This window comes from Acinetobacter sp. USHLN143, assembly GCF_037145695.1.
GTDB lineage: Bacteria > Pseudomonadota > Gammaproteobacteria > Pseudomonadales > Moraxellaceae > Acinetobacter > Acinetobacter fasciculus.
This window is the reverse complement of the sequence record NZ_JBBCWZ010000023.1, coordinates 23,074-44,692: the sequence shown is the minus strand read 5'-3', so window position 1 is coordinate 44,692 and position 21,619 is coordinate 23,074. Positions and strand designations below refer to the sequence as shown.

The window sequence follows — 21,619 nt, the reverse complement described above, 5'->3', positions numbered from 1 at the left end:
CAATCTACCCATTGACAATAACTGGGCAGAGAACTCAATGCGTCCCTGGGCATTGGGCCGTAAGAACTGGTTGTTTGCAGGTTCGCTGCGCAGTGGACAGCGAGCGGCAAATATCATGACTTTAATCCAGTCAGCAAAGCTGAATGGGTTGGATCCGTATGCCTATCTCAGTGATGTGCTGAAAAGGTTGCCGACACATAAAGTGACCCAAATAGAAGAATTACTGCCACACCGCTGGAAATCCGACCAAAATTAAAAAATAGGCATGGGATTCAGCGGACGCTTACCTTATGAGAGCACGAAGGAAAATTGAAACGGTCATTGGTCAATTAACTGATCGCTTTAATATTCAAAAAGTAAGGGCAAGAGATTTATGGCACTTATCGCATCGTTTTATCAGAAAGATTTTGTCACATACGGTCTGCGTCGTTATGAATAAAAAATGTGGTTATTCGCCGATTCAATTTGAAAAGCTTATTTAAAGTTGAGATTGGCGTAATAAAAAGGCAAATTCATGGATTCGGGGTTTTTTAGCGTTTTTTTGCCAATTACATTGGCAATCATGATGATGGGGCTGGGGCTAGAACTCACCATCAAAGATTTCCTGCGCTTAAGTCGCTATCCTAAAGTCATTTTTATTACTTTATTTGCGCAGTTAGTGCTGTTACCCAGTATTGCTTTTTTTATTTGTCTGATTTTGGACTTGCCCGCTTTGCTTGCTGTAGGTCTGATGTTGCTAGCCGCCTCACCTGGTGGCCCAACCGCAAACCTGTTTAGCTACATATATAAAGGTGATGTAGCACTGAATATTACTCTAACCGCCATTAATACCATCATCTCTATTTTTACTCTGCCCTTTATTATCAATCTGTCCTTACACTACTTTATGAGTCATGACTCAAACGTGACTTTTCCAGTTGAAAAGATTGTGCAGGTCTTTTTAATTACCTTGATTCCCGTGATCATGGGTATGCTGCTTCGAGCCAAATTTCCAAACCTGTCGATTACAGTCAGCAGGCCCATGCGCTTACTCTCTATCGGTTTTCTAACCATCCTATTCATATTCGCCATTTTCAGAGAACGTTCGAATTTGGTCGAATACTTTGCCAATATTGGTACAGCAACTGCGATTTTATGTTTTTCCAGCCTGTTTATTGGCTATTGCATCCCTCTACTCATGGGCATTCCAGAGAAAATGGCACGTGCTTGTACCTTTGAAATCGGCATTCATAACACAGCCATTGCCCTAACCATTGCGATATCGGTCTTAAATAATGTCACGATGGCTATTCCTGCAGGCATTTATACAATTTTCATGTACAGTTTCGCCACTATTTTCGGTGTGCTGATTAGTCGCCAGCAAGTGGTGTATAGCAATAAAAGTCGTTTATCAGATTTGTAATTTATTTGGCTGATTCTGCTATAAGGCTGTATGCTTTTCTAAAGAAAATCAGAAGTATTAAAACAATTTTCGACAAGGAGCATACAGATGGATTCTGGCCTTATAACGATATTACTGCCGCTGGCACTTGCAATCATCATGATGGGACTGGGCCTTGAACTGACGCCTCGGGACTTTAGCCGTGTCACTCGTCACCCCAAAGCCGTATTTATAGCATTGTTCTGCCAACTGGTTATTCTGGTTGGCATTGCCTTTTTACTCTGCAAGCTATTCGCTTTAACCCCATTACTCTCAGTCGGGTTGATGCTCTTGGCGGCTTCGCCCGGGGGTGCAACAGCCAACCTGTTTAGCTATCTGTTTAAAGGTGACTTAGCCCTCAATATCACTTTGACTGCTATCAACTCAGTCATCGCAGCGATTACCTTACCTTTAATTATTAATTTTTCGATCATGCATTTTATGCAGGATAGCCAGCAAGTTGGCCTGCAATTCGGCAAGATTCTGCAAGTCTTTGCGATCATCCTGATTCCGGTGGGAATTGGCATGTTGATTCGGCGCTATGCACCAGGCGTGACAGCAAAACTGAATCGGCCGCTGCGGATTTTTTCGATTGGCTTTTTGGTGCTGATTATTATTGCCACACTCATCAAAGAGCGCAGCAATATCGGTGAATACTTGACCCAGGTGGGTCTGGCGACTGCCTTGTTCTGCATCCTGAGCCTGAGTATTGGTTATCTGATTCCGCGACTACTGAATATTAATAGCGCTCAAGCCCGTGCCAGTGCATTTGAAATTGGCATTCATAACAGCACCCTCGCCATGACCATTGCCCTGACCGTGATTGGCAGTGCTGCTGTGGCGATGCCAGCCGCGGTTTATTCTATCTTTATGTATATCTTTGCTGCAATTTTTGGCAGTCTGTTGAACCGGCTTGCACCACTCCCGGCGCAAACACCTTTAACGAATCTGGACTAGATAAGCTCTGGAACTGTTCAAAGGATGCCTCAGGCATCCTTTTTATTTTGGGAATGGATCAAGAAGATAGCAGCGTTGAGTCTGAACTTCCGTTACAATAGCTTTTTGAAAAATGTATAAAGGTTATTTCTGTGAAGTGGTTACAAATTCATATTACGGTTGAACAGGCTCAGGTTGATTTTACTGAGACATTACTCAGCTCGCTAGGCGCAGTGAGTGTGACTTTGGATGATGCTGAAAACCAGGATTTGCTGGAACCACTTCCAGGTGAAACACCACTCTGGAATAAAGTGATTGTGACCGGTATTTATGCGCAGGAAGAAGGCGAAGAAATTGATGTTACCGCACTAGAAACCTTTATTCGTGCACAAATGCCAGATGCTCCGATCCGTCATGAACTGATTGAAGATCAGGCTTGGGAACGCACCTGGATGGATGCCTATGAGCCAATTCAGATTGCTGATAAATACTGGATCGTACCCGAATGGATGGAAGCACCTGATGCCGATGCGGTAAACATCAAGCTTGATCCAGGGCTGGCTTTCGGAACAGGCAACCACGCTTCAACTTTCCTGTGCTTACAATGGCTCGGCAAAATTAATGTGAAAGATAAAATTGTCATCGATTATGGCTGTGGCTCAGGCATTCTCGCGGTAGCTGCACTCTTATTAGGTGCGAAAAAAGCATATGCCACGGATATCGATCCACAAGCTGTACTGGCGACTCAGCAAAACGCTGAACTGAATGGCGTACTGGACAAGCTTTATGTCGGACTGCCAGAAGAATTTAGAGATGAACTCGGCAATACCAAAGCTGACGTATTTGTTGCCAATATTCTGGCAGCACCACTAATGATGCTGGCTCCTGAGTTCGCAACTTTAATTAAATCTGAGGGACAGTTCGCACTTGCGGGTGTTATTGAAGAGCAAGTTGCTGATGTTACTAGCATTTACTCAAATTATTTTGATATATTAGAGGTAGAAAAACGAGATGAGCACTGGTGCCGTATCTCGGGTAAACGCCATAAGAACGAATGAGCCTATAAATAATCCATGAGTGACAAAAGAACCCATTGCCCTACCTGTTCCACCACCTATAAGGTCACAGTTGCTCAACTCACCGTTGCGCAGGGTATGGTTTGCTGTCCCAAATGTACTACTTCGTTTAATGCCTTATCGCATTTGGTGACCGAAACCCGGAATTCGGTCACCGCCCCAATGTCTCAGGCTCAGTCGAACTCCAGCGAATTCAGCAAAACTGATGCTCAAAATAGACCAGGTGTTTATCACACGGATCAGCAGCATCGTCATAGCCTGCTACAGATTTTTGATCAAAAAGTTGAACATTCCAATATTGACCTGGAAACCTATTTAAATAACCTGAATTATTTCAGTACCGAGCCAATTTCAGTATTACCGAGCATGAATTGGGAAGATCAGGCAGAAAAACAGACTAAACGCGGGCCAATGTACTATATAGGCTGGAGTTTACTCAATCTGTCACTGTTCAGCCTGCTGATGTTTCAATTCTTCTGGTTCAATCCGCAATACATCAAAAACAGTCACGTTATGAGCCTGGCCTTTAACACTGCCTGTGAAGTGTTTAATTGTTCCAATCTGGAAAAATACTACACACTGATTCAGGCCAATAAAGTCAAAATCAAGGCAACCGGTAATAATGAAGCTGAGTTTAGCGGTGAGCTGATCAATTTTCATGACCGTAGCCTGGCCTTACCGATTTTAAGAATCAATCTGGAACATCGCGGTGAAGTGATTGCAACTTATAACCTGTCCTCCGAAGAGTACCTGATTGAAAGTCTGGTCAATATTCAGCGCATCCCAAAAAACAGCCCGTTTAAATTCAAATTTAAGCTTCCAGTCGATCGTAAAAGCTTTGATCGCTATACTTTGGAAATAATTCGCCCCTAATCTGCTGAGAAAGCATTAAAAAATTAAAAAAAGTTAAAAAAAATGCAGTTTTCTTGCTCACTTTTGCTTAGACAATGGTATGATACGCGCCACGAAAGCTATGTGCTGCAACTCCTCGCGACTTTTTCACAACAAATACAGTCTTGCCTAATGCGCTATAAAATTTATTGCGTATCGTGCAGATTTTTTTGTTTTGATTTTGGTCAGTAACAAAACTTTAACTATTGTTACGCTTATTTTTCGACCAAATCGCAGAGATGTGTCAAGCTACAGGCTCAATGTAATGACTAAGTTTTAGAACTTCCGTTTTAGGATCTAAAATGGAGTTCATTTCAATTTCTAGACCACTTTTATATATCACTTTACCCAAGTGATATCTGTTTTTCGGATTAATTCGCATGAATAGCAAATCTCCTATTTTTACTGCACAATCTGATGTTGCTTTACGTATCCACGTAGATCGCGCAGTTCGCCACTATTTTGCACAACTGCAGGGCGAGCAACCATCTCAGGTATACGACATGGTGCTAGCAGAAATGGAGAAACCTCTTCTATCTGTAGTTCTAGAATATACACGTGGTAACCAAACACGTGCTGCCGAGATTCTCGGACTCAACCGTGGTACTTTACGTAAAAAGTTAAAAGCTCACGGTTTAATGAGTGAATAAATGATAAAATGCTTGCGGCTTCCGCAGGCATTTTTTTTAACCTGTAAATTGCTGATTTTGTTTTATTCTGTTCCTTGAAAACTGTGACGAAGATCATGACTATTAAACGCGCTTTAATCTCTGTGTCTGACAAGACTGGTATTGTTGAATTTGCACAAGAACTTGCTGCTCTAGGGGTAGAAATTTTATCTACAGGTGGTACCTACAAATTGTTGAAAGACAATAATGTGGCTGTAGTTGAAGTTTCGGAGCATACAGGTTTTCCAGAGATGATGGACGGCCGTGTAAAAACACTACATCCAAAAATTCATGGGGGTATCCTGGCTCGTCGTGGTCTAGACGAAGCTGTGATGGCTGAACACAACATTGATGCTATTGATTTAGTCGTTGTAAACCTTTATCCATTTGCTGCAACGGTAGCCAAACCAAACTGTTCACTTGCTGATGCTATCGAAAACATCGACATCGGTGGTCCTACCATGGTTCGTGCTGCAGCAAAAAACCATGCATCTGTAGGTATCATCGTAAATGCTTCTGACTATGCAACTGTCGTTGCCGAGCTTAAAGCTGAGGGTGCTTTATCTCATGCAACTCGTTTTGACCTAGCAGTAAAAGCATTTGAACATACTGCTCAATATGACGGCATGATCGCATCTTACTTAGGCGCTCGCGTAGGTAAAGAAGAAGGTCAGGCAGACAAATTTGCACGTACTTTCAATACTCAATTGAACAAAGTTCAAGACCTTCGTTACGGTGAAAACCCGCATCAAGCTGCTGCATTCTATGTAGAAGACACAGCGACTGAAGCTTCTGTTTCAACAGCGAAACAGCTTCAAGGTAAAGAACTCTCTTATAACAACATCGCAGATACTGATGCAGCACTTGAATGTGTGAAATCATTTGCGAAGCCTGCTTGTGTGATCGTTAAACACGCTAACCCATGTGGCGTTGCAGTATCTTTAGACGGTATTCAAGCAGCTTATGATCTTGCGTATGCAACAGATCCTGAATCTGCTTTCGGTGGTATCATTGCATTCAACCGTGAATTAGACGTTGCAACTGCACAAGCGATTGTAGATCGTCAATTCGTTGAAGTGATCATTGCACCGAGCGTTGCTGAAGGCGTTCTTGAAGTAACAGGCGCGAAGAAAAACGTACGCGTACTTGTATGTGGCGAACTTCCAGCAATCGATGCGCGTCAATCGCAACTTGACTACAAACGCGTAAACGGTGGTTTGTTAGTTCAAGATCAAGACTTGGGCATGATCACTAAAGATGATCTTAAAGTAGTCACCAAACGTGCGCCGACTGAACAAGAAATCGATGACATGATCTTCGCTTGGAAAGTAGCGAAATACGTAAAATCTAACGCGATTGTGTATGCTAAAAACCGTCAAACCATTGGTGTCGGCGCTGGCCAAATGAGCCGTGTAAACTCAGCTCGTATTGCTGCAATCAAAGCTGAACATGCTGGCTTAGTAGTTGAAGGTGCGGTAATGGCATCTGACGCATTCTTCCCATTCCGTGATGGTATTGATAACGCTGCGAAAGCGGGTATCAAATGCATTATCCAACCGGGTGGTTCTATGCGTGATGAAGAAACGATTGCTGCGGCTGACGAAGCTGGTATTGCAATGGTGTTTACTGGTATGCGTCACTTCCGTCACTAATTAATTTTAAATCCTCCCTAGCCCTCCTTAATAAAGGAGGGTTTTCTATATCATAGTAGAGCGAAGGGAGTCCCCCTTTTATCAAAGGGGGATTTAGGGGGATTCTATTTCAGAAGGATTTTTTTTAATGAATATTTTAGTTTTGGGTAATGGTGGTCGTGAACATGCACTTGCATGGAAAATCGCGCAAGATGATAAAGTCGCAAAAGTATTTGTAGCACCGGGTAATGCAGGTACTGCAACAGAAAATAAATGCGAAAATGTTGCCTTAAATATTTTAGACAATGCTGCGATTATCGACTTTGCAAAAAGCAATGCGGTTGATTTAGTGGTTGTTGGTCCTGAAGCACCACTTGTAAATGGTGTTGTAGATGCATGCCGTGAAGCTGGCGTTAAAATTTGGGGTCCAACTCAATTTGCTGCGCAGCTTGAAGGCTCTAAAGCATTCGCTAAACACTTCCTTAAACGCCATAACATTCCAACGGCTTTCTATGACGTATTTACTGAAGTAGATGCTGCGAAAGCATTTGTTGAGAAAAATGGTGCGCCAATCGTGATCAAGGCTGATGGTCTTGCTGCAGGTAAAGGCGTAATCGTTGCCATGACCAATCAAGAAGCATTTGCAGCAATTGATGACATGCTTGCAGGTAACAAGTTTGGCGATGCAGGTTCTCGCGTTGTGATCGAAGAATTCCTTGCGGGTGAAGAAGCATCTTTCATTTGTATGATTGATGGCGACAACATCTTGCCAATGGCAACATCGCAAGACCATAAGCGTATTTTTGAAGGCGACCAAGGTCCGAACACCGGCGGTATGGGTGCTTACTCTCCTGCACCTGTTGTGACTGCTGATGTGTTTGAAAAAACCATGAATGAAGTGATGCGTCCTACCGTTGAAGGTATGAAAAAAGACGGTCACGTTTACACTGGTTTCTTATACGCTGGCTTGATGATTGACGACAAAGGTCAACCAAAAGTAATCGAGTTTAACTGTCGTTTTGGTGACCCTGAAACTCAACCGATCATGATGCGTTTAAAATCATCTTTGGTGGATCTCGTTGAAGCTGGTATTGCAGGTAACTTACCTGCTGAAGCTGAATGGGATGAGCGCAAGACTGTTGGTATCGTTTTAGCGTCAAAAGGCTACCCAGAAACTTCAAGCAATGGTGATGTGATTTCAGGCTTAGACACTGAAATGACTGATGCGAAAGTGTTCCATGCAGGTACTAAAGCCAATGAAAATGGCGATATCGTCACTGCTGGTGGTCGTGTACTTTGCGTGACTGCACTGGGTAATACCATTGGTGAAGCACAAGCAAAAGCTTTAGAACTTTGCCAAAAAGTAACGTTCGACGGCGTTCAATATCGTAAAGACATTGGTTACCGTGCGATTGTGCGTGAAAATGCTTAATTTTATTTAAGTATAAAAAACCCCGATTCTTTCGGGGTTTTTTTATTTGCTTATACAATCCACAGAACTATTCATACGCCTATAAATAATTTACTCTTTTGCACATCACTAAAATAAGAAGTTGAATATATGTATATTTGGAAATATTGCTGGGAATGTAAGCACGATACTCCACAAAATAGATTGAATTTAACAATCCACCCAAGAGTTATCGAAGGTTTTTCAAAAAATATAACGACTGATCAAGCAACCTCACTATGGACTTACAGCATTGATGCCTACCAGTTCACCCAATGTCAAAAATGTAATGCGCCATCATTACATTTAGACTCATTTCATGTAAAAGATATTGATGAGAACACTAGCCAAAAATGGGCTTCAATAAAATCTGATTTAGAGAACTTAGGGAAATGCGAATCTTATTAGATATCAAGTACGAGTTTTCCCAGATTCAACAAATCATTATTGCATGAAAAAAAATGGTCTTTCGATCTACCTAAAGATGATCTGTTGCTCTTCTTTGAAGTCATTTCAGCCTACGAAAAAGGATTATTTATTTTAGCTCTTTCAGGAATTCGAACTCTAATAGATAGATACTTAGTAAAAAAAGTAGGCGATATAGGAGGATTTGAAAGAAAGCTCAAAAAAATGTTAGAGGACAAACATATTAGTAAGACACAATATGAAATATTAAATACGATTATTGAGGGTGGAAATGCTTCTAACCATAGAGGCTTTAGACCTGAAGAGGAAATGGTAAAAACATTTTTAGACGTAGTCGAGGATATAATATCTTTGGACTATAAAACGAAACAGTTTAATGAGTTTAAAGAGCAAATCCCTAAACGAAACTAAAAAATCGTAACCAAATTAAGATACCTAATGACTATTCACCTTCAAACCCCTCGCCTGATCCTGCGCCAATGGCAAGACTCCGACACTGCGCCATTTATCCAAATGTGTGCAGATGACGAGGTCATGCGCTACTTCCCTAAAAAACTCGATGCGACTGAAGCAACTGCATTTATTGAACGTATTCGTACTGCCATAGAAACACGTGGATGGGGACTCTTTGCCGTAGAACTCAAAGCTACAGGCGAATTCATCGGTTTTATCGGCTTACACGTGCATCCATTTGAACTTGAAATTGCCGATGCCCCTGAAATTGGCTGGCGCTTGCTACCGCAATACTGGAATCAAGGCTATGCCACTGAAGGAGCCAAAGCGGTACTGAAATATGCCTTTAGAACTCTACGACTTGAAAAAGTCATTTCTTTTACTGCATGCGTCAACACGCCATCAGAACGTGTCATGCAAAACATTGGCTTAGAAAAAGTGGGAGAGTTTGATCATCCGCTTGTACCTGCCGATCATATCTTGTGTAGACACGTACTCTACAAAAAACAGCGTTCGGATTATCTGCATATTCCCTTCTGTTAAAACAAGCTTGTAATATCATGACCAGAGGAAACCAAGATCAGATACTGACTCGCTTAAGTTAATATAAAGGAAAGATTTATCTCGTTAATGATAGGATTTTCTTAATTTCCCAAAAATCACATATTTTTTATATTTATCTATATGCATTTTTCATATTTCTATCTTAAAAAATCTTATAAAGATCACTATTTAGACACATCTATTAAAACTATATTTTCAATATAAATAATATATTGTTTTAATTAATATTTTCTTTAAAAGATCTTTTTTTATATTCGACTAAAGAGATAAGCAAGGCTTTTTTATCCAGTATATCGAATATAGATTTATTGCTATGATATCCGCAACTTCAGAGCACATAAACCTTGGCATGTACTTATAAAATATCTATTTTCTCTCTCCAAAATAGATCAAGTACATCAGATTTGGGCTGCCTCTGACTTGATCAAGTTCACCAGAACTGTTGCTGCACGCTTGCATCTTCCGATCTCAAGCCCTCCTCAGCAATGATCAAGCCACCTACTTAGATCGTAATAAAACTCTTATTTAACACGATTTAAAAATGCTTATACTTTAGGCAAGAATAGAATTAGGACAATTTCATGAAAAAGTTACTTGGCGTTATCTTAAGTGCCTCTGTATTGACTTTAACTGGGTGTGGTAAACAAGAAGCGCCTGCCACTGATGCAGCGCAAAGCAAAGATGCTAATGGTCTTCAAACTGTAACTATGGCTTCGACCGGTTCAGATGCAGACGTATGGCGTTATATCGCGACCCTGCCTGAAACCAAAGCAGCCGGTATCAAACTTGATGTGAAAAATTTTACTGACTATGTGTCAATGAACACGGCAGTAGCCAACAAAGAAATTGATGTGAATGCATTCCAGTCTTATGCCTATATGGTGGCTTACAACGATGCCAACACAGCCAAAATTGTACCTCTATCTACCACTTATTTAGAGCCAATGGGTATTTACTCAAGCAAAGTGAAATCTTTAAACGAGTTTAAAACTGGTGCAACCATTGCTATTCCTAACGACGGCGCAAACGAATCACGTGCATTATTACTTTTACAATCAGCAGGCCTAGTTAAATTAAAAGCTGGTTTTGACAATGTCAAAGGTACAACTTCTGATGTGACCGAAAATGCAAAACAAATCGTGATTAAGCCAATTCAAATGGCGACTGCAGTACGTGTAAAAGATGAAGTTGATGCGATTGTGCTGGGCAATACCCTGGCAATGGAAGGTGGTTTAAACGTATTGAAAGATGCGATTTACTATGAGCCAATCGATCAAAGCACAAAAATGAATGTCAACGTATTAGCTGTTGCAGCAGACCGTCAAAACGATCCAGTCCTGCAAAAAGTGGGTGCGTTGTATCATACGCCAGCAGTAAAAGCATATGTTGATGAACATTTTGGTGGTACGAAAGTTGCGGTAAACAAACCTGTGACGTATTTAACTGAATCAAAATAGTACTATAATAGACTTTTAGAACAGGCAAGGACGATTTCTTGCCTGTTTTTTTATCCGTGATGCAGTTTTTGACACTATGATTGAATTTAAAGATATTTCAAAACAGTATGAGCTTAAGGGTCAAACCTTGCATGCCTTGAATCAGATTAATCTTCAGATTCCAACCGGCAGTATTTTTGGCATCATCGGTTATAGTGGTGCCGGTAAAAGCACCCTCATCCGTCTGATCAACCTGCTTGAGCGCCCAAGCTCAGGCCGGATTATCATTAACGGAACAGATTTTACCGCACTGGATGCCAAAGCATTGCGTCAAGAACGTGCCAGCATCGGCATGATTTTCCAGCATTTCAATTTAATGCAAACCAAAACCGTGGCAGCCAATATCGAAATGCCCATGAAACTCCTAGGCTGGAGCAAGGCAGAACGGGAAAAGCGCCTCGAAGAATTATTAGACTTTATTGACCTAAAACATAAACGTCATGCTTTTCCAGATGAATTGTCTGGCGGTCAAAAGCAGCGTGTTGGTATTGCCCGTGCCCTTGCCAATCATCCAAAAATTTTACTCTGTGATGAAGCGACTTCTGCACTTGATCCACAAACCACCAAATCTGTTCTACAGCTACTTAAAAAAATTAATGAAGAACAAGGCATCACCATTGTTATGGTTACCCATGAAATGGATGTAATTGAAACCGTGTGTGATTATGTCGCCGTGATGGAAAAAGGTGATGTGATTGAAACCGGCAGTACCTTACAAATATTCAGTCAGCCCCAGCACCCGACGACCAAGAATTTTATTCAGACCGTATTACAGCAGCATTTACCAGTCAATATTCTGAATAATCTGGAAAACCAGAACCACAACAGTATTTATTGCCTGAAATTCCTTGGTAGCTCGGCACAGGAAACCGTGATTCAAGCGGTGATTAAACAGTTTGATATCAGTTTAAATATTCTGTTTGCCAATATGACCGAAATTAATGGCACGGTGATTGGCCAGATGTTTATTCAGCTACTGGGTGATGCACAAGAAATTCAAGCAGCAATAAAATTCCTTGAACAACACGGCGTACAAGTCGATCAGGCGGGAGTACAGGCATGAGAGATTTAATTGTACAGTGGCTGACAACGATCACGGCGCCGTTCTGGAAAAGCTCCCTGTCGATAGATCAGTTTGTGACAGCATTGCAAGAAACCTTTCATATGGTGTTCTTCGCGATGCTGTTTGGCTGTATCTGGGGCTTCATTCAGGCGATTACTCTGCTGGTGACACGTCCGAATGGAATTCTGCCGAATCGTGTGATTTATCACGGTCTCAATCCTATTGTGAATGCGCTGCGTTCGCTGCCGTTTATTATCCTGCTAATTGCAGTCATTCCACTGACCAAGTTAATCGTTGGTACATCGATTGGTACATGGGCAGCAATTGTTCCATTGACCATTTATGTCGGCCCATACATTGGTCGCCTGATTGAAACATCTTTGCTTGAAGTGAATGAAGGTATTATCGAATCTGCCCAAGCCATGGGCGCGACGCCAATGCAGATTATATTTAAGTTTATTCTGCCGGAAGCGCGTAGTTCCCTGATTCTTAACCTGACCACCGCCACCATCAGTTTGATTGGTGCCACGGCAATGGCGGGTGCAGTCGGTGCGGGTGGTATTGGTGACTTAGCGATTTCTTATGGTTATCAGCGTTTTGATACCTCTGTTGTCATCATGACGGTGATCGTATTACTGATTCTGGTGCAGATTGTACAAAGCCTCGGTGACTGGTTATCCCGACTTCGTTAAGCTAGTTTTTATGTATGAATAAATCCCTCTTTTTGAGGGTTTTATTGTTTTTAATACTTACAAACCCTTTCTCATTATTTCAAAGTAAAGTCCGGCAACTATTTGATACGTGCCACGGCGACAGGAAGTCGCCCGTTGGTCTGTGGCACATGGAAGTGCCATCAGATCAACAAAGGGGTTTTGTTACTTTTGCCCCGTCAAAAGTAAAAGAAAATATCTTCTAACAACTAACTAAATAATCAGCTTAAAAAATCAAATTCAAACTTGACCTAAAAGTTAGCCATTTCCCCTCATTTTCAAACTGAAACAATAAATCCCATGTTAAACTATTCAATGGTTTTAGCAGGGACTCATCTATGCACTTTGTTCATCTTGGTATTCATACAGAATTTTCGATTACTGAATCCATCGTACGGATACCTGACCTGGTCAAAGCTGCCGAAAAAGAACAGATGCCTGCCCTTGCGCTCACGGATCTTTCTAACCTGCATGCTGCCGTCAAGTTCTATGGCAAATGTTTGGGCAAAGGAATCAAGCCGATTCTGGGTTCCGAAATTCGCCTGAATGATGCCGAACATCGCATGACCTTATTGGCCATGACCAATACCGGCTGGCGCAACCTGACTGAACTGGTATCTGAAGGCTTTATCAGTGGTCAGCAACTGGATATCCCCTGCGTTCAAAAACAATGGATTTTAAATCAGTCTGAGGACATGATTGCCCTGCTCGGCATGCATTCCGATGTCGGCAAAATGCTGATGAGTTCAAATCCGCAAAAAGCGGAACCGCTGCTAGAAGAATGGGTCGAAAAATTTGGCAATCGTGTTTATCTTGCCCTGACCCGCACCAATCGTCCGGATGAAGACAACTTCATTCTGGAAGCCGTGAAGCTGGCAAAAAAATACAATATCGGTGTGGTTGCACATAATGATGTGCACTTCATGACCCGTGACGATTATGAAGCGCATGAAGCGCGGGTATGTATTGCCGATGGTTACGTGCTCGGTGATAATCGCCGCCCTAAAACCTATTCACCTGAACAATATTTCAAATCTGCTGAAGAAATGACGGCGCTGTTCTCGGATATTCCCTCTGCGATTGAGAACACCTACCACATTGCCAAACGCTGTAATGTCACATTGCGACTGGGTCAATACTTTCTGCCGGATTATCCGATTCCTGAAGGTCATACCATTGATACTTTCTTTGCACACTTGTCCAAAGAAGGTCTGGAAGAACGTCTGAATTTCCTGTATCCGCCTGAACAACGTGATGAAGACTGGCCAGAGATTCGCAAGCCTTATGATGAGCGAATCGAATACGAGATTAATATCATTAACTCGATGGGATTTCCCGGCTACTTCCTGATCGTGATGGACTTCATTCAGTGGTCGAAAAGTAACGGCGTCCCGGTAGGTCCGGGCCGTGGTTCGGGTGCAGGCTCACTGGTCGCCTATAGCTTAAAAATTACCGATCTTGACCCGCTGCGTTATGAACTGCTGTTCGAACGTTTCCTGAACCCGGAACGTGTTTCGATGCCCGACTTCGACGTCGATTTCTGTATCGCAGGCCGTGACCGCGTGATTGACTATGTAGCACGTACCTATGGCCGTGATGCGGTCTCCCAGATTGCAACATTCGGCACTATGGCGGCCAAAGGTGCGATTCGTGATGTTGCGCGCGTTTTGGGTAAATCTTATGGCTTGGCGGATCGTATCTCGAAAATGATTCCGACCAAGCCTTTAGGTCTAAGCCTGCTTGAGTCACTAGAAGCTGAACCCCAGCTTAAAGATATCGTCACCAATCCATCCAATCCAGACCATGACGATGCAGCCGAAATCTGGGAAATGGCACTGAAACTGGAAGGTATTACCCGAAACACCGGTAAACACGCCGGTGGTGTGGTGATCTCGCCAACCAAAATTACCGATTTCTCTGCGGTCATGTGTGATGCCGATGGTACCGGACGCGTGGCACAGTTCGATAAAGACGATGTCGAATCTGCAGGTCTGGTGAAGTTTGACTTCTTGGGTTTGCGTAACCTGACGGTGATTGAAGATGCGGTTAAAAATATTAATAAACGCATCAAAGCGGATAAACCTTTAGATATTGCCTATATCCCGCTTGAGGATAAAGACGCATATCTGGTCTTTGCCAATGCTAACACCACCGCGGTATTCCAGTTTGAATCCGTGGGCATGAAAAAGATGCTGAAAGAGGCACGCCCGAGCAAGTTTGAAGAAATTATTGCTTTCGTGTCGCTGTACCGTCCAGGCCCGATGGATCTGATTCCTGACTTTATTCACCGGATGCATGGTGGTGATTTTGAATATTTGCATCCATTACTTGAAGGCGTACTAGAACCCACCTACGGGATTATGGTGTATCAGGAACAGGTCATGCAGGCTGCACAATACTGTGCTGGCTATACCCTCGGTGGCGCGGACTTGTTACGTCGGGCCATGGGTAAGAAAAAACCGGAAGAGATGGTCAAACAGCGCCAGATCTTTATTGAAGGTGCATCGAAAAAAGACATTGATGAAGCTACCGCCAACCATATCTTCGACTATATGGAAAAGTTCGCCGGCTATGGTTTTAACAAATCGCATGCGGCTGCCTATGCTTTGGTTGCTTACCAAACTGCATGGCTAAAAGCGCATTATCCGGCGGAATTCCTGTCTGCGGTATTGACCTCGGAGATGCAGAACACCGACAACGTGGTATTTCTGATTGATGACTGTCGCAAGAATAATCTGGAAGTTTTGCCGCCGTCAGTGAATATGTCGCTGTATCAATTCCATGCCACTGATGAGCAAACTATTGTCTATGGTCTGGGGGCAATCAAAGGCGTCGGTGAAGCGGCGATGCAATCGGTGATTGACTCACGTGCGCAAGAAGGTCCATTCCGTGACTTATTTGATTTCTGTCATCGTATTGACCTGAAAAAAATCAATAAGCGCACCCTGGAAGCACTGATTCGCTCAGGTGCACTGGATTGCTTAGGCATTGATCGTGCCGACCTGATGGCGCAACTGCCTGAAGCGGTTCAAGCTGCGGAACAGGCACGTTCCAACCGTGAAACCGGCATCATGGACTTGTTTGGCGAAGTGGAAGAAGTTCAGCGCAAGCCATCTAAACCCGTCAAACCTTGGGCGGATGAAGTTCGCCTGAAAGGTGAGAAAGACACACTTGGTCTGTATCTGACCGGCCACCCGATTGATGTGTATCGCAATGAGCTGAAAGCCTTTGTGCCTAGTCAGATCAATGAGCTAACGCCGACCCGCCGTGGTGTAACCACCGTGTTTGCAGGACTGGTGGTAGATATTGCCAACTTCCCGAACCGGATGATGATGACCCTAGATGATGGTACGGCACGGATTGAGATTTCAGCCAATCACGAACGCTTCAACCGCTTTAAAGAGATTATCCAGCTCGATAAAGTGGTGGTGATTGAAGGCGAAATCTATGAGCGTGAAGGCTTTGACCGTCCGATGGGACGCCTCACCAAGGCATTTAGCCTGAATGAAATTCGCCAGAAACGTGCCAATAGCATCAAGATCACCCTCACAGCCGAGCATTTCAGTAAGAGCTTGAGCCGTGACCTGCAGCAAATTCTGACTCCTTATTGCAATGTCGATATGTCCGCACATATTCCGGTGATTCTATATCTGGACTATCCGTATGCCACGACTGAACTGCATCTGGGTCTCAACTGGAAAGTCGCCCCACTGGATGAGCTCCTAGCCAAATTGCGTGATTATTTTGGTAAAGAAGCCTTGCATATTGAATACCAGGTCAAGTCCAAAGCTGCCAAAGCCGTGTTCTATGAACAGGCCAAGCCGGTGGATATTCCTCCGCCGCCTGCAGGCATGAGCATGGATGATGCACTGGAAATGTATCAGGCTGAATCCCAACCGCAATATTCATAAATCCTGATCTTTAAAACACCTTAAAATTGGAATCCTCATGAGTCAAATTGACAATGCTGCTGTTTCAGCACATCTCTCCCATGTGCGTATTGTCATGGTCAATACCACTTTACCTGCCAATATCGGCAGTGCCTTACGTGCCATGAAAACCATGGGCCTGTCCAAACTGGTTCTGGTGGCACCGAAAACCTATCCGCATCCGGATATTGATGCGCTGGCTGCGGGTGCAACTGACCTGATCGAGCAGATCGAGATTGTAGAAAGCCTGGAAGATGCCATTAAAGACTGTCAGATTGTATTCGGTACCAGCGCACGCAGCCGTACCATTCCCTGGCCGCTGTTAGATGTGCGTCCTGCCGCAGAAAAAGCCATGACCGCTGTTGTTCAAGAGCAGCAGGAAGTTGCGATTTTATTTGGCCGTGAAGACCGTGGTCTGACCAATGAAGAACTGGCGATGGCCAACTATCACCTGACTATTCCTGTGAATACTGATTATGGCGTACTGAATGTAGCTCAGGCGATTCAGGTGATCTGCTATGAGATGCGCATGGCGACGATGAGTCAAATTGAACAGCCACGTGATGCTAAAGCGACCATGCAAGTCATTGATGGCATTGAAATGGAATGGGATGAACCCTTGGTCAACCATGCCCAGATGGAACAATTCTATCCGCATTTGGAAAAAATGCTGGCAGAAATTGAATTTATGGATCCAAAAAATCCAAGATTATTGCCTTTACGCTTGCGTCGCCTCTTTGGACGTATACAATTAGATCGTATGGAATATCACTTACTTCGTGGTATTTTCAGCCGTGTTCAGGCATTGAACAACGGTACCTGGAAAAAATCTTCACACACATCATCACAGGACGAGGATCAAATCTAATGCTAAAACAGCTCAAAGAAGATATACAAGCTGTCTTTGCGCGCGATCCTGCAGCACGCAATACCTTAGAAGTCTTAACCACTTACCCTGGCATTCATGCGCTGATCATGCATCGCATGGCACATGAGCTATGGAATAAAGACTGTAAAGGAACTGCGCGTGCGTTGTCTTCGTTTAGCCGCTTTGCCACCGGCATTGAAATTCATCCCGGCGCAAAAATTGGCCGCCGTTTCTTTATCGATCACGGTATGGGTGTGGTCATTGGCGAAACTGCTGAAATTGGCGATGACGTGACGCTTTATCACGGCGTGACTTTGGGCGGAACGACCTGGAATAAGGGTAAACGTCATCCGACCCTAGAAGATGGCGTGGTGGTCGGTGCTGGTGCCAAGATTCTAGGGCCATTTACCGTGGGTAAAAATGCCAAAGTCGGTTCTAATGCGGTCGTCACCAAAGCGGTTCCTGAGAACGCCACAGCGGTGGGCAACCCGGCACGTTTTATCACTAAAGACAAACCCAAAGATGATGCTGAAGCCCGTCGTCGTGACTATGCCGAAAGTATCGGTTTCCAGCCCTATGCCGCGACTGAAGACCAGTCTGATCCGATTTTAGAAGGTATGCGGATTCTGCTGGATCGCATTCAGCAAAATGAAAAACGCATGAACAACTTGTGCAATCGTCTTTCTTTGTTAGATCCGACCTTTAACAAGCAGCAACAGGATGGCCAGCCTTTGAGCAAAAAAGAGTTGGAGATTCTGGAAGAAGCGCGCCGTGAATGTGAAGCGCAAACCAGCCAATCCAAAGCCTGAATATCACACTTCACTCTGTAACACGGGTTTACTTGCATGATCGTTATACTTTTCATAGACTGACGATCATGCAATTTTTGAATAGATGTTTTAAAAATAACAGAATGGATGACTATTATGACCTTTAAGCCCTTGGCACTTGCTTGCTTAGCATTCACAATTACTGCGTGTTCCACCACTCCTCAGAAATCTGCTGAGAAACCTGTGGACCAAGTGGTTTTTGTAGAGCCTGAACTGAGCCCACCATTTTATGCTTTAAATCCATTCAATTATAATGAACCGCCTGAATTTGAAGTGCATTTGAAAAAAGCTGCAGCGCAGCCTGTAACCAAGATGGTGGTGACGGATCCTAATGATCCATCCAAGCAACTGACCCTGGATGTGAATAAACTGATTATTCCAGTGGTAGATAGCAATACACGTGCAATGCGTTATGCAGCACTTGCCAATTCAAATGAAATCGATATCACCGAAATTGACGATTTCCTGCAAATGGTCGAAGGTAAGGCACGTCATTATCCACCACGTTTCAGCGATCGTCAGGAACGCCGTGGTTTTGAAGCCAAATTGCGTGAAGTCACCCGACAACTGGATACTTTAGCGGCCCGTCCAAATGCCTCTTTTGATGTGTTGATGCGTGCTTTTAAAGCCAGCGTGATGGCACGTAACCTGGATCTGGGTTCAGTTTATACCACCAATTCCCTGACCTATGCCCAGCGTATTCTCAAAATTAATCCAGAAGATCCTGAGGTCAACTTCTGGTTTGGTTTTGGTCTGTCTGAAGGCGGTGGTCAACGTGAAGCCATCGCTTATCTGGACAAAGCCATGAAAGCTGGCGTTCAGGAGGCTTATCTTTCTGCAGCCAATAACTATATTGCATTGGAACAGAAGAAAAATGCCACTCAAACCTTGGCGAACTATAAGGTGAAATATCCGCAAGAAGCTGAAGTGGCTGACCGCCTGATTCAGGAAATTGAGAAAAATGGCCGCTGGAATGTTTGGCAAATTCTGCAAAGCTCAACACCTGCTCCGGCTACAGACCCAGCAACAGCACCGGTGACCCCATAATCAAGATTCGCTTCAATTTGATTACAAATAGACTGCTACGGCGGTCTATTTTTATGGGAAAAAATTAGTAAAATACAAAACATTATCCCGCTTTATAACTTGAATTCAGTGAAAAGTTTTATGCACGAAAAAATAAATAAAAGATTAATGCTGTGCACTTTACTCATCACCAGCATACTCAGCGGCTGTCAGGTGGTCAGTGTTAAGGAACAGGCGATTAATGTCACGCTGAACAATGAGCGTGACAGTATCTTGACCCGCGACAAGCTTAGCGAAGCCAGTCTGAATGTGTTGTCCATGACAGGTCTTGAAGCTCAGATCTGTATTGATCAGCCCGAAGAATGTGTGGAAGATCTGAAAAGTATTCCCCAGATTTTAGATGAACAATTGCTTTCTACAGCAAGTGAATTATATCTAGCCAACTCCTTACAAAATGCCAAGTCTGCTGAATGTAACACCGGAATTTTAAACAAAACCCGATCACCGGAAAAACAGCAACAACACAAGCAGAACATCCAGAAATGTCTGGATCAGCAGCTCACTATGCTGGATAAAAGCATTCGTTATAGCTATGCCTATCTATTTAAAACCGAGCGTGCGCCGCAAGAGCGTATTTTTGATAACCGCCAGGTCCAGATTCGTGACTTTTATAACCTGGCAATTGCTCATCTGATTCAACGCTATGCTGAACGTTATGAAGCCAAACAGTCCGGCCAGCGCATTCAGGTCGGTGACAGTGTATACACCATTGATCTGGAAAATTTTCCGCAGCTGAAAAACCAGACCATTGAACAGCTGATGTCTACCTATAACATGAACTTTTCCGGCCTACGTTCCATCACCCGCCGTGATGGTTTTGGTTCAGAATTTTTAGTGGTTTTACCTGAAGCACAGCAAACCGAGCAGGATAAAAAATATATTGTCGATCCGCTCAAGCACAACTATCCAAATGGTAAAAATCCTAACATTCATTCAGCACGCTATCTGGCGACCACCATTACTGCTGTACCAAAATCCGCGAATTCGACTGAACAGATTTTATCTACTTCGGAGTTTTACCTGAAACTGTATGACCCTTATAAACATGAAAAGATCAAAGTAGCTTCGAAAGAATATGCGCTAGCCGCCAACTTTTCCGCACCTTACGGTTTATGGCTGGCCGAGAACAATCTGGGGCGTTTAGCCTATCTGACGCTGATTAATCGCGAAGACAGTCTGAGCATGCCGCACCTGTACATGCTGGAACCTTATAATCCGGACAAGAAAGTGCTGGTATTGATTCATGGCCTGGCCAGTAGTCCTGAAGCCTGGATTCGTCTGACCAACGACATTATGGGTGATCCGGTATTAAGAGAAAATTTCCAGGTCTGGCAGGTATTTTATTCTACTAATATGCCGATTCTGGAAAGCCGTTTTCAAATTAATGCACTGGTTCAGCAAGGCTTTGCCCAGGTCGCGAACAATGCACCAGCCAAAAAAGATGCGGTACTGGTCGGACATAGCATGGGAGGTGTGATTGCCCGTTTAATGGTCAGTCAGGCCGATATTACCCAAGATGCATTCAAGCTGGTACAAAATACCCGCATTGCACAATTTAAGGATAACCCGCTCTTTAAAGCACGCCTGCAAATGCGGCCTATTCCAAATTTCACTCGGGCCATTTTCTTAGCGACACCACATCGTGGGACAGAATATGCCGACCGCTGGCATACCAAACTGGCCCGTAAAATTATCCGTATACCGGGTGCATTTTTGGGTGCCTTTGCCGATACCCTGCAAGGCCAGATCGGGTTAAACGAGTTTGTCAAAGAACTGGGGCATGACCTGATTCAAAATGGCCCAAGCGATCTGAGTGAAAATTCAAAATTCACGGCGTTGACCCAGGATATTCAGCCTTCTAAAGATATCAAATTTCACTCGATTATCGGCAATACCGTAGATACGCAAGACACCAAGCTCATGAGCGATGATATCGTTTCATATGAGAGTGCTTACCTAAATGGTGCTGTATCTAGCAAAGTCATTAAGGGTGGCCACTCGATTCAGGAAACGCCTGAAGCCGTACTGGAATTACGCCGGATTCTCAGATTACATCTGACCGATCTTGGTCTTTATGATCCGGAATAAACTATCGTCTTGATTGAGACTTGCCACCGCATGT

At 43.5% G+C, this 21,619-nt stretch carries 18 protein-coding genes and 1 pseudogene; all 19 read left to right on the top strand.

What is annotated here, in order from left to right; translation table 11 throughout:
• Positions 1-256, top strand: a 256-nt coding sequence (locus tag WFH18_RS08250; RefSeq protein ID WP_336754735.1) for a transposase domain-containing protein, incomplete at its 5' end; no start/stop codon positions are given.
• A 31-nt stretch (positions 257-287) separates the two neighbouring features.
• Positions 288-482, top strand: a pseudogene (locus WFH18_RS08245) (IS982 family transposase); the annotation flags it as partial.
• A gap of 32 nt (positions 483-514) precedes the next feature.
• Complete coding sequence (locus tag WFH18_RS08240) at positions 515-1,402, top strand: bile acid:sodium symporter family protein (RefSeq protein WP_005263073.1); 888 nt, start codon at positions 515-517, stop codon at positions 1,400-1,402.
• Between the two features lie 87 nt (positions 1,403-1,489).
• Positions 1,490-2,377: a bile acid:sodium symporter family protein gene (locus WFH18_RS08235; protein ID WP_004646703.1), complete on the top strand. Its 888-nt coding sequence runs from the start codon at positions 1,490-1,492 to the stop codon at positions 2,375-2,377.
• A gap of 131 nt (positions 2,378-2,508) precedes the next feature.
• A complete protein-coding gene (prmA, locus tag WFH18_RS08230; RefSeq protein ID WP_004279896.1) occupies positions 2,509-3,414 on the top strand; it encodes a 50S ribosomal protein L11 methyltransferase in 906 nt (301 codons plus the stop codon).
• A gap of 15 nt (positions 3,415-3,429) precedes the next feature.
• The gene (locus tag WFH18_RS08225) at positions 3,430-4,305 is read left to right on the top strand and encodes a DUF3426 domain-containing protein (RefSeq protein WP_005263075.1); all 876 of its coding nucleotides are present in this window, start codon (positions 3,430-3,432) and stop codon (positions 4,303-4,305) included.
• 398 nt (positions 4,306-4,703) lie between these two features.
• On the top strand, positions 4,704-4,973 hold the full coding sequence (fis, locus tag WFH18_RS08220) for a DNA-binding transcriptional regulator Fis (protein WP_001086304.1): 270 nt from the start codon (positions 4,704-4,706) through the stop codon (positions 4,971-4,973).
• Between the two features lie 95 nt (positions 4,974-5,068).
• Positions 5,069-6,643, top strand: coding sequence for a bifunctional phosphoribosylaminoimidazolecarboxamide formyltransferase/IMP cyclohydrolase (purH, locus tag WFH18_RS08215; RefSeq protein ID WP_004646700.1), 1,575 nt, complete (start codon positions 5,069-5,071; stop codon positions 6,641-6,643).
• A 127-nt stretch (positions 6,644-6,770) separates the two neighbouring features.
• On the top strand, positions 6,771-8,054 hold the full coding sequence (purD, locus tag WFH18_RS08210; RefSeq protein WP_005263077.1) for a phosphoribosylamine--glycine ligase: 1,284 nt from the start codon (positions 6,771-6,773) through the stop codon (positions 8,052-8,054).
• 465 nt (positions 8,055-8,519) lie between these two features.
• On the top strand, positions 8,520-8,909 hold the full coding sequence (locus WFH18_RS08205; protein WP_005263082.1) for a DUF4145 domain-containing protein: 390 nt from the start codon (positions 8,520-8,522) through the stop codon (positions 8,907-8,909).
• Between the two features lie 27 nt (positions 8,910-8,936).
• Entirely contained in the window at positions 8,937-9,494 is a 558-nt protein-coding gene (locus WFH18_RS08200; protein WP_005263084.1) for a GNAT family N-acetyltransferase, read from the top strand.
• 602 nt (positions 9,495-10,096) lie between these two features.
• Positions 10,097-10,972: a MetQ/NlpA family ABC transporter substrate-binding protein gene (locus WFH18_RS08195; RefSeq protein WP_005263086.1), complete on the top strand. Its 876-nt coding sequence runs from the start codon at positions 10,097-10,099 to the stop codon at positions 10,970-10,972.
• 76 nt (positions 10,973-11,048) lie between these two features.
• A complete protein-coding gene (locus WFH18_RS08190; RefSeq protein WP_005100878.1) occupies positions 11,049-12,074 on the top strand; it encodes a methionine ABC transporter ATP-binding protein in 1,026 nt (341 codons plus the stop codon).
• Positions 12,071-12,766 (top strand): methionine ABC transporter permease, encoded by a 696-nt coding sequence (locus tag WFH18_RS08185; protein ID WP_004279923.1) that lies wholly within the window; start codon positions 12,071-12,073, stop codon positions 12,764-12,766. Before WFH18_RS08190 ends, WFH18_RS08185 begins: the two co-directional genes overlap by 4 nt.
• A gap of 356 nt (positions 12,767-13,122) precedes the next feature.
• Positions 13,123-16,695, top strand: coding sequence for a DNA polymerase III subunit alpha (gene dnaE, locus WFH18_RS08180; RefSeq protein WP_005263087.1), 3,573 nt, complete (start codon positions 13,123-13,125; stop codon positions 16,693-16,695).
• A gap of 37 nt (positions 16,696-16,732) precedes the next feature.
• Entirely contained in the window at positions 16,733-17,581 is an 849-nt protein-coding gene (locus WFH18_RS08175; RefSeq protein ID WP_005263088.1) for an RNA methyltransferase, read from the top strand.
• Positions 17,557-18,390, top strand: coding sequence for a serine O-acetyltransferase (gene cysE, locus WFH18_RS08170; protein ID WP_228127940.1), 834 nt, complete (start codon positions 17,557-17,559; stop codon positions 18,388-18,390). The genes WFH18_RS08175 and cysE overlap by 25 nt, the downstream gene beginning before the upstream one ends.
• Positions 18,391-18,507: 117 nt before the next feature.
• The gene (locus WFH18_RS08165; RefSeq protein WP_005263089.1) at positions 18,508-19,458 is read left to right on the top strand and encodes an ABUW_2363 family tetratricopeptide repeat lipoprotein; all 951 of its coding nucleotides are present in this window, start codon (positions 18,508-18,510) and stop codon (positions 19,456-19,458) included.
• Positions 19,459-19,578: 120 nt separating this feature from the next.
• Positions 19,579-21,585 carry an esterase/lipase family protein gene (locus tag WFH18_RS08160; RefSeq protein ID WP_336754734.1) on the top strand — a complete coding sequence of 669 codons (2,007 nt, stop codon included), beginning with the start codon at positions 19,579-19,581 and terminating at the stop codon, positions 21,583-21,585.
• The last annotated feature ends 34 nt before the right edge of the window (positions 21,586-21,619 follow it).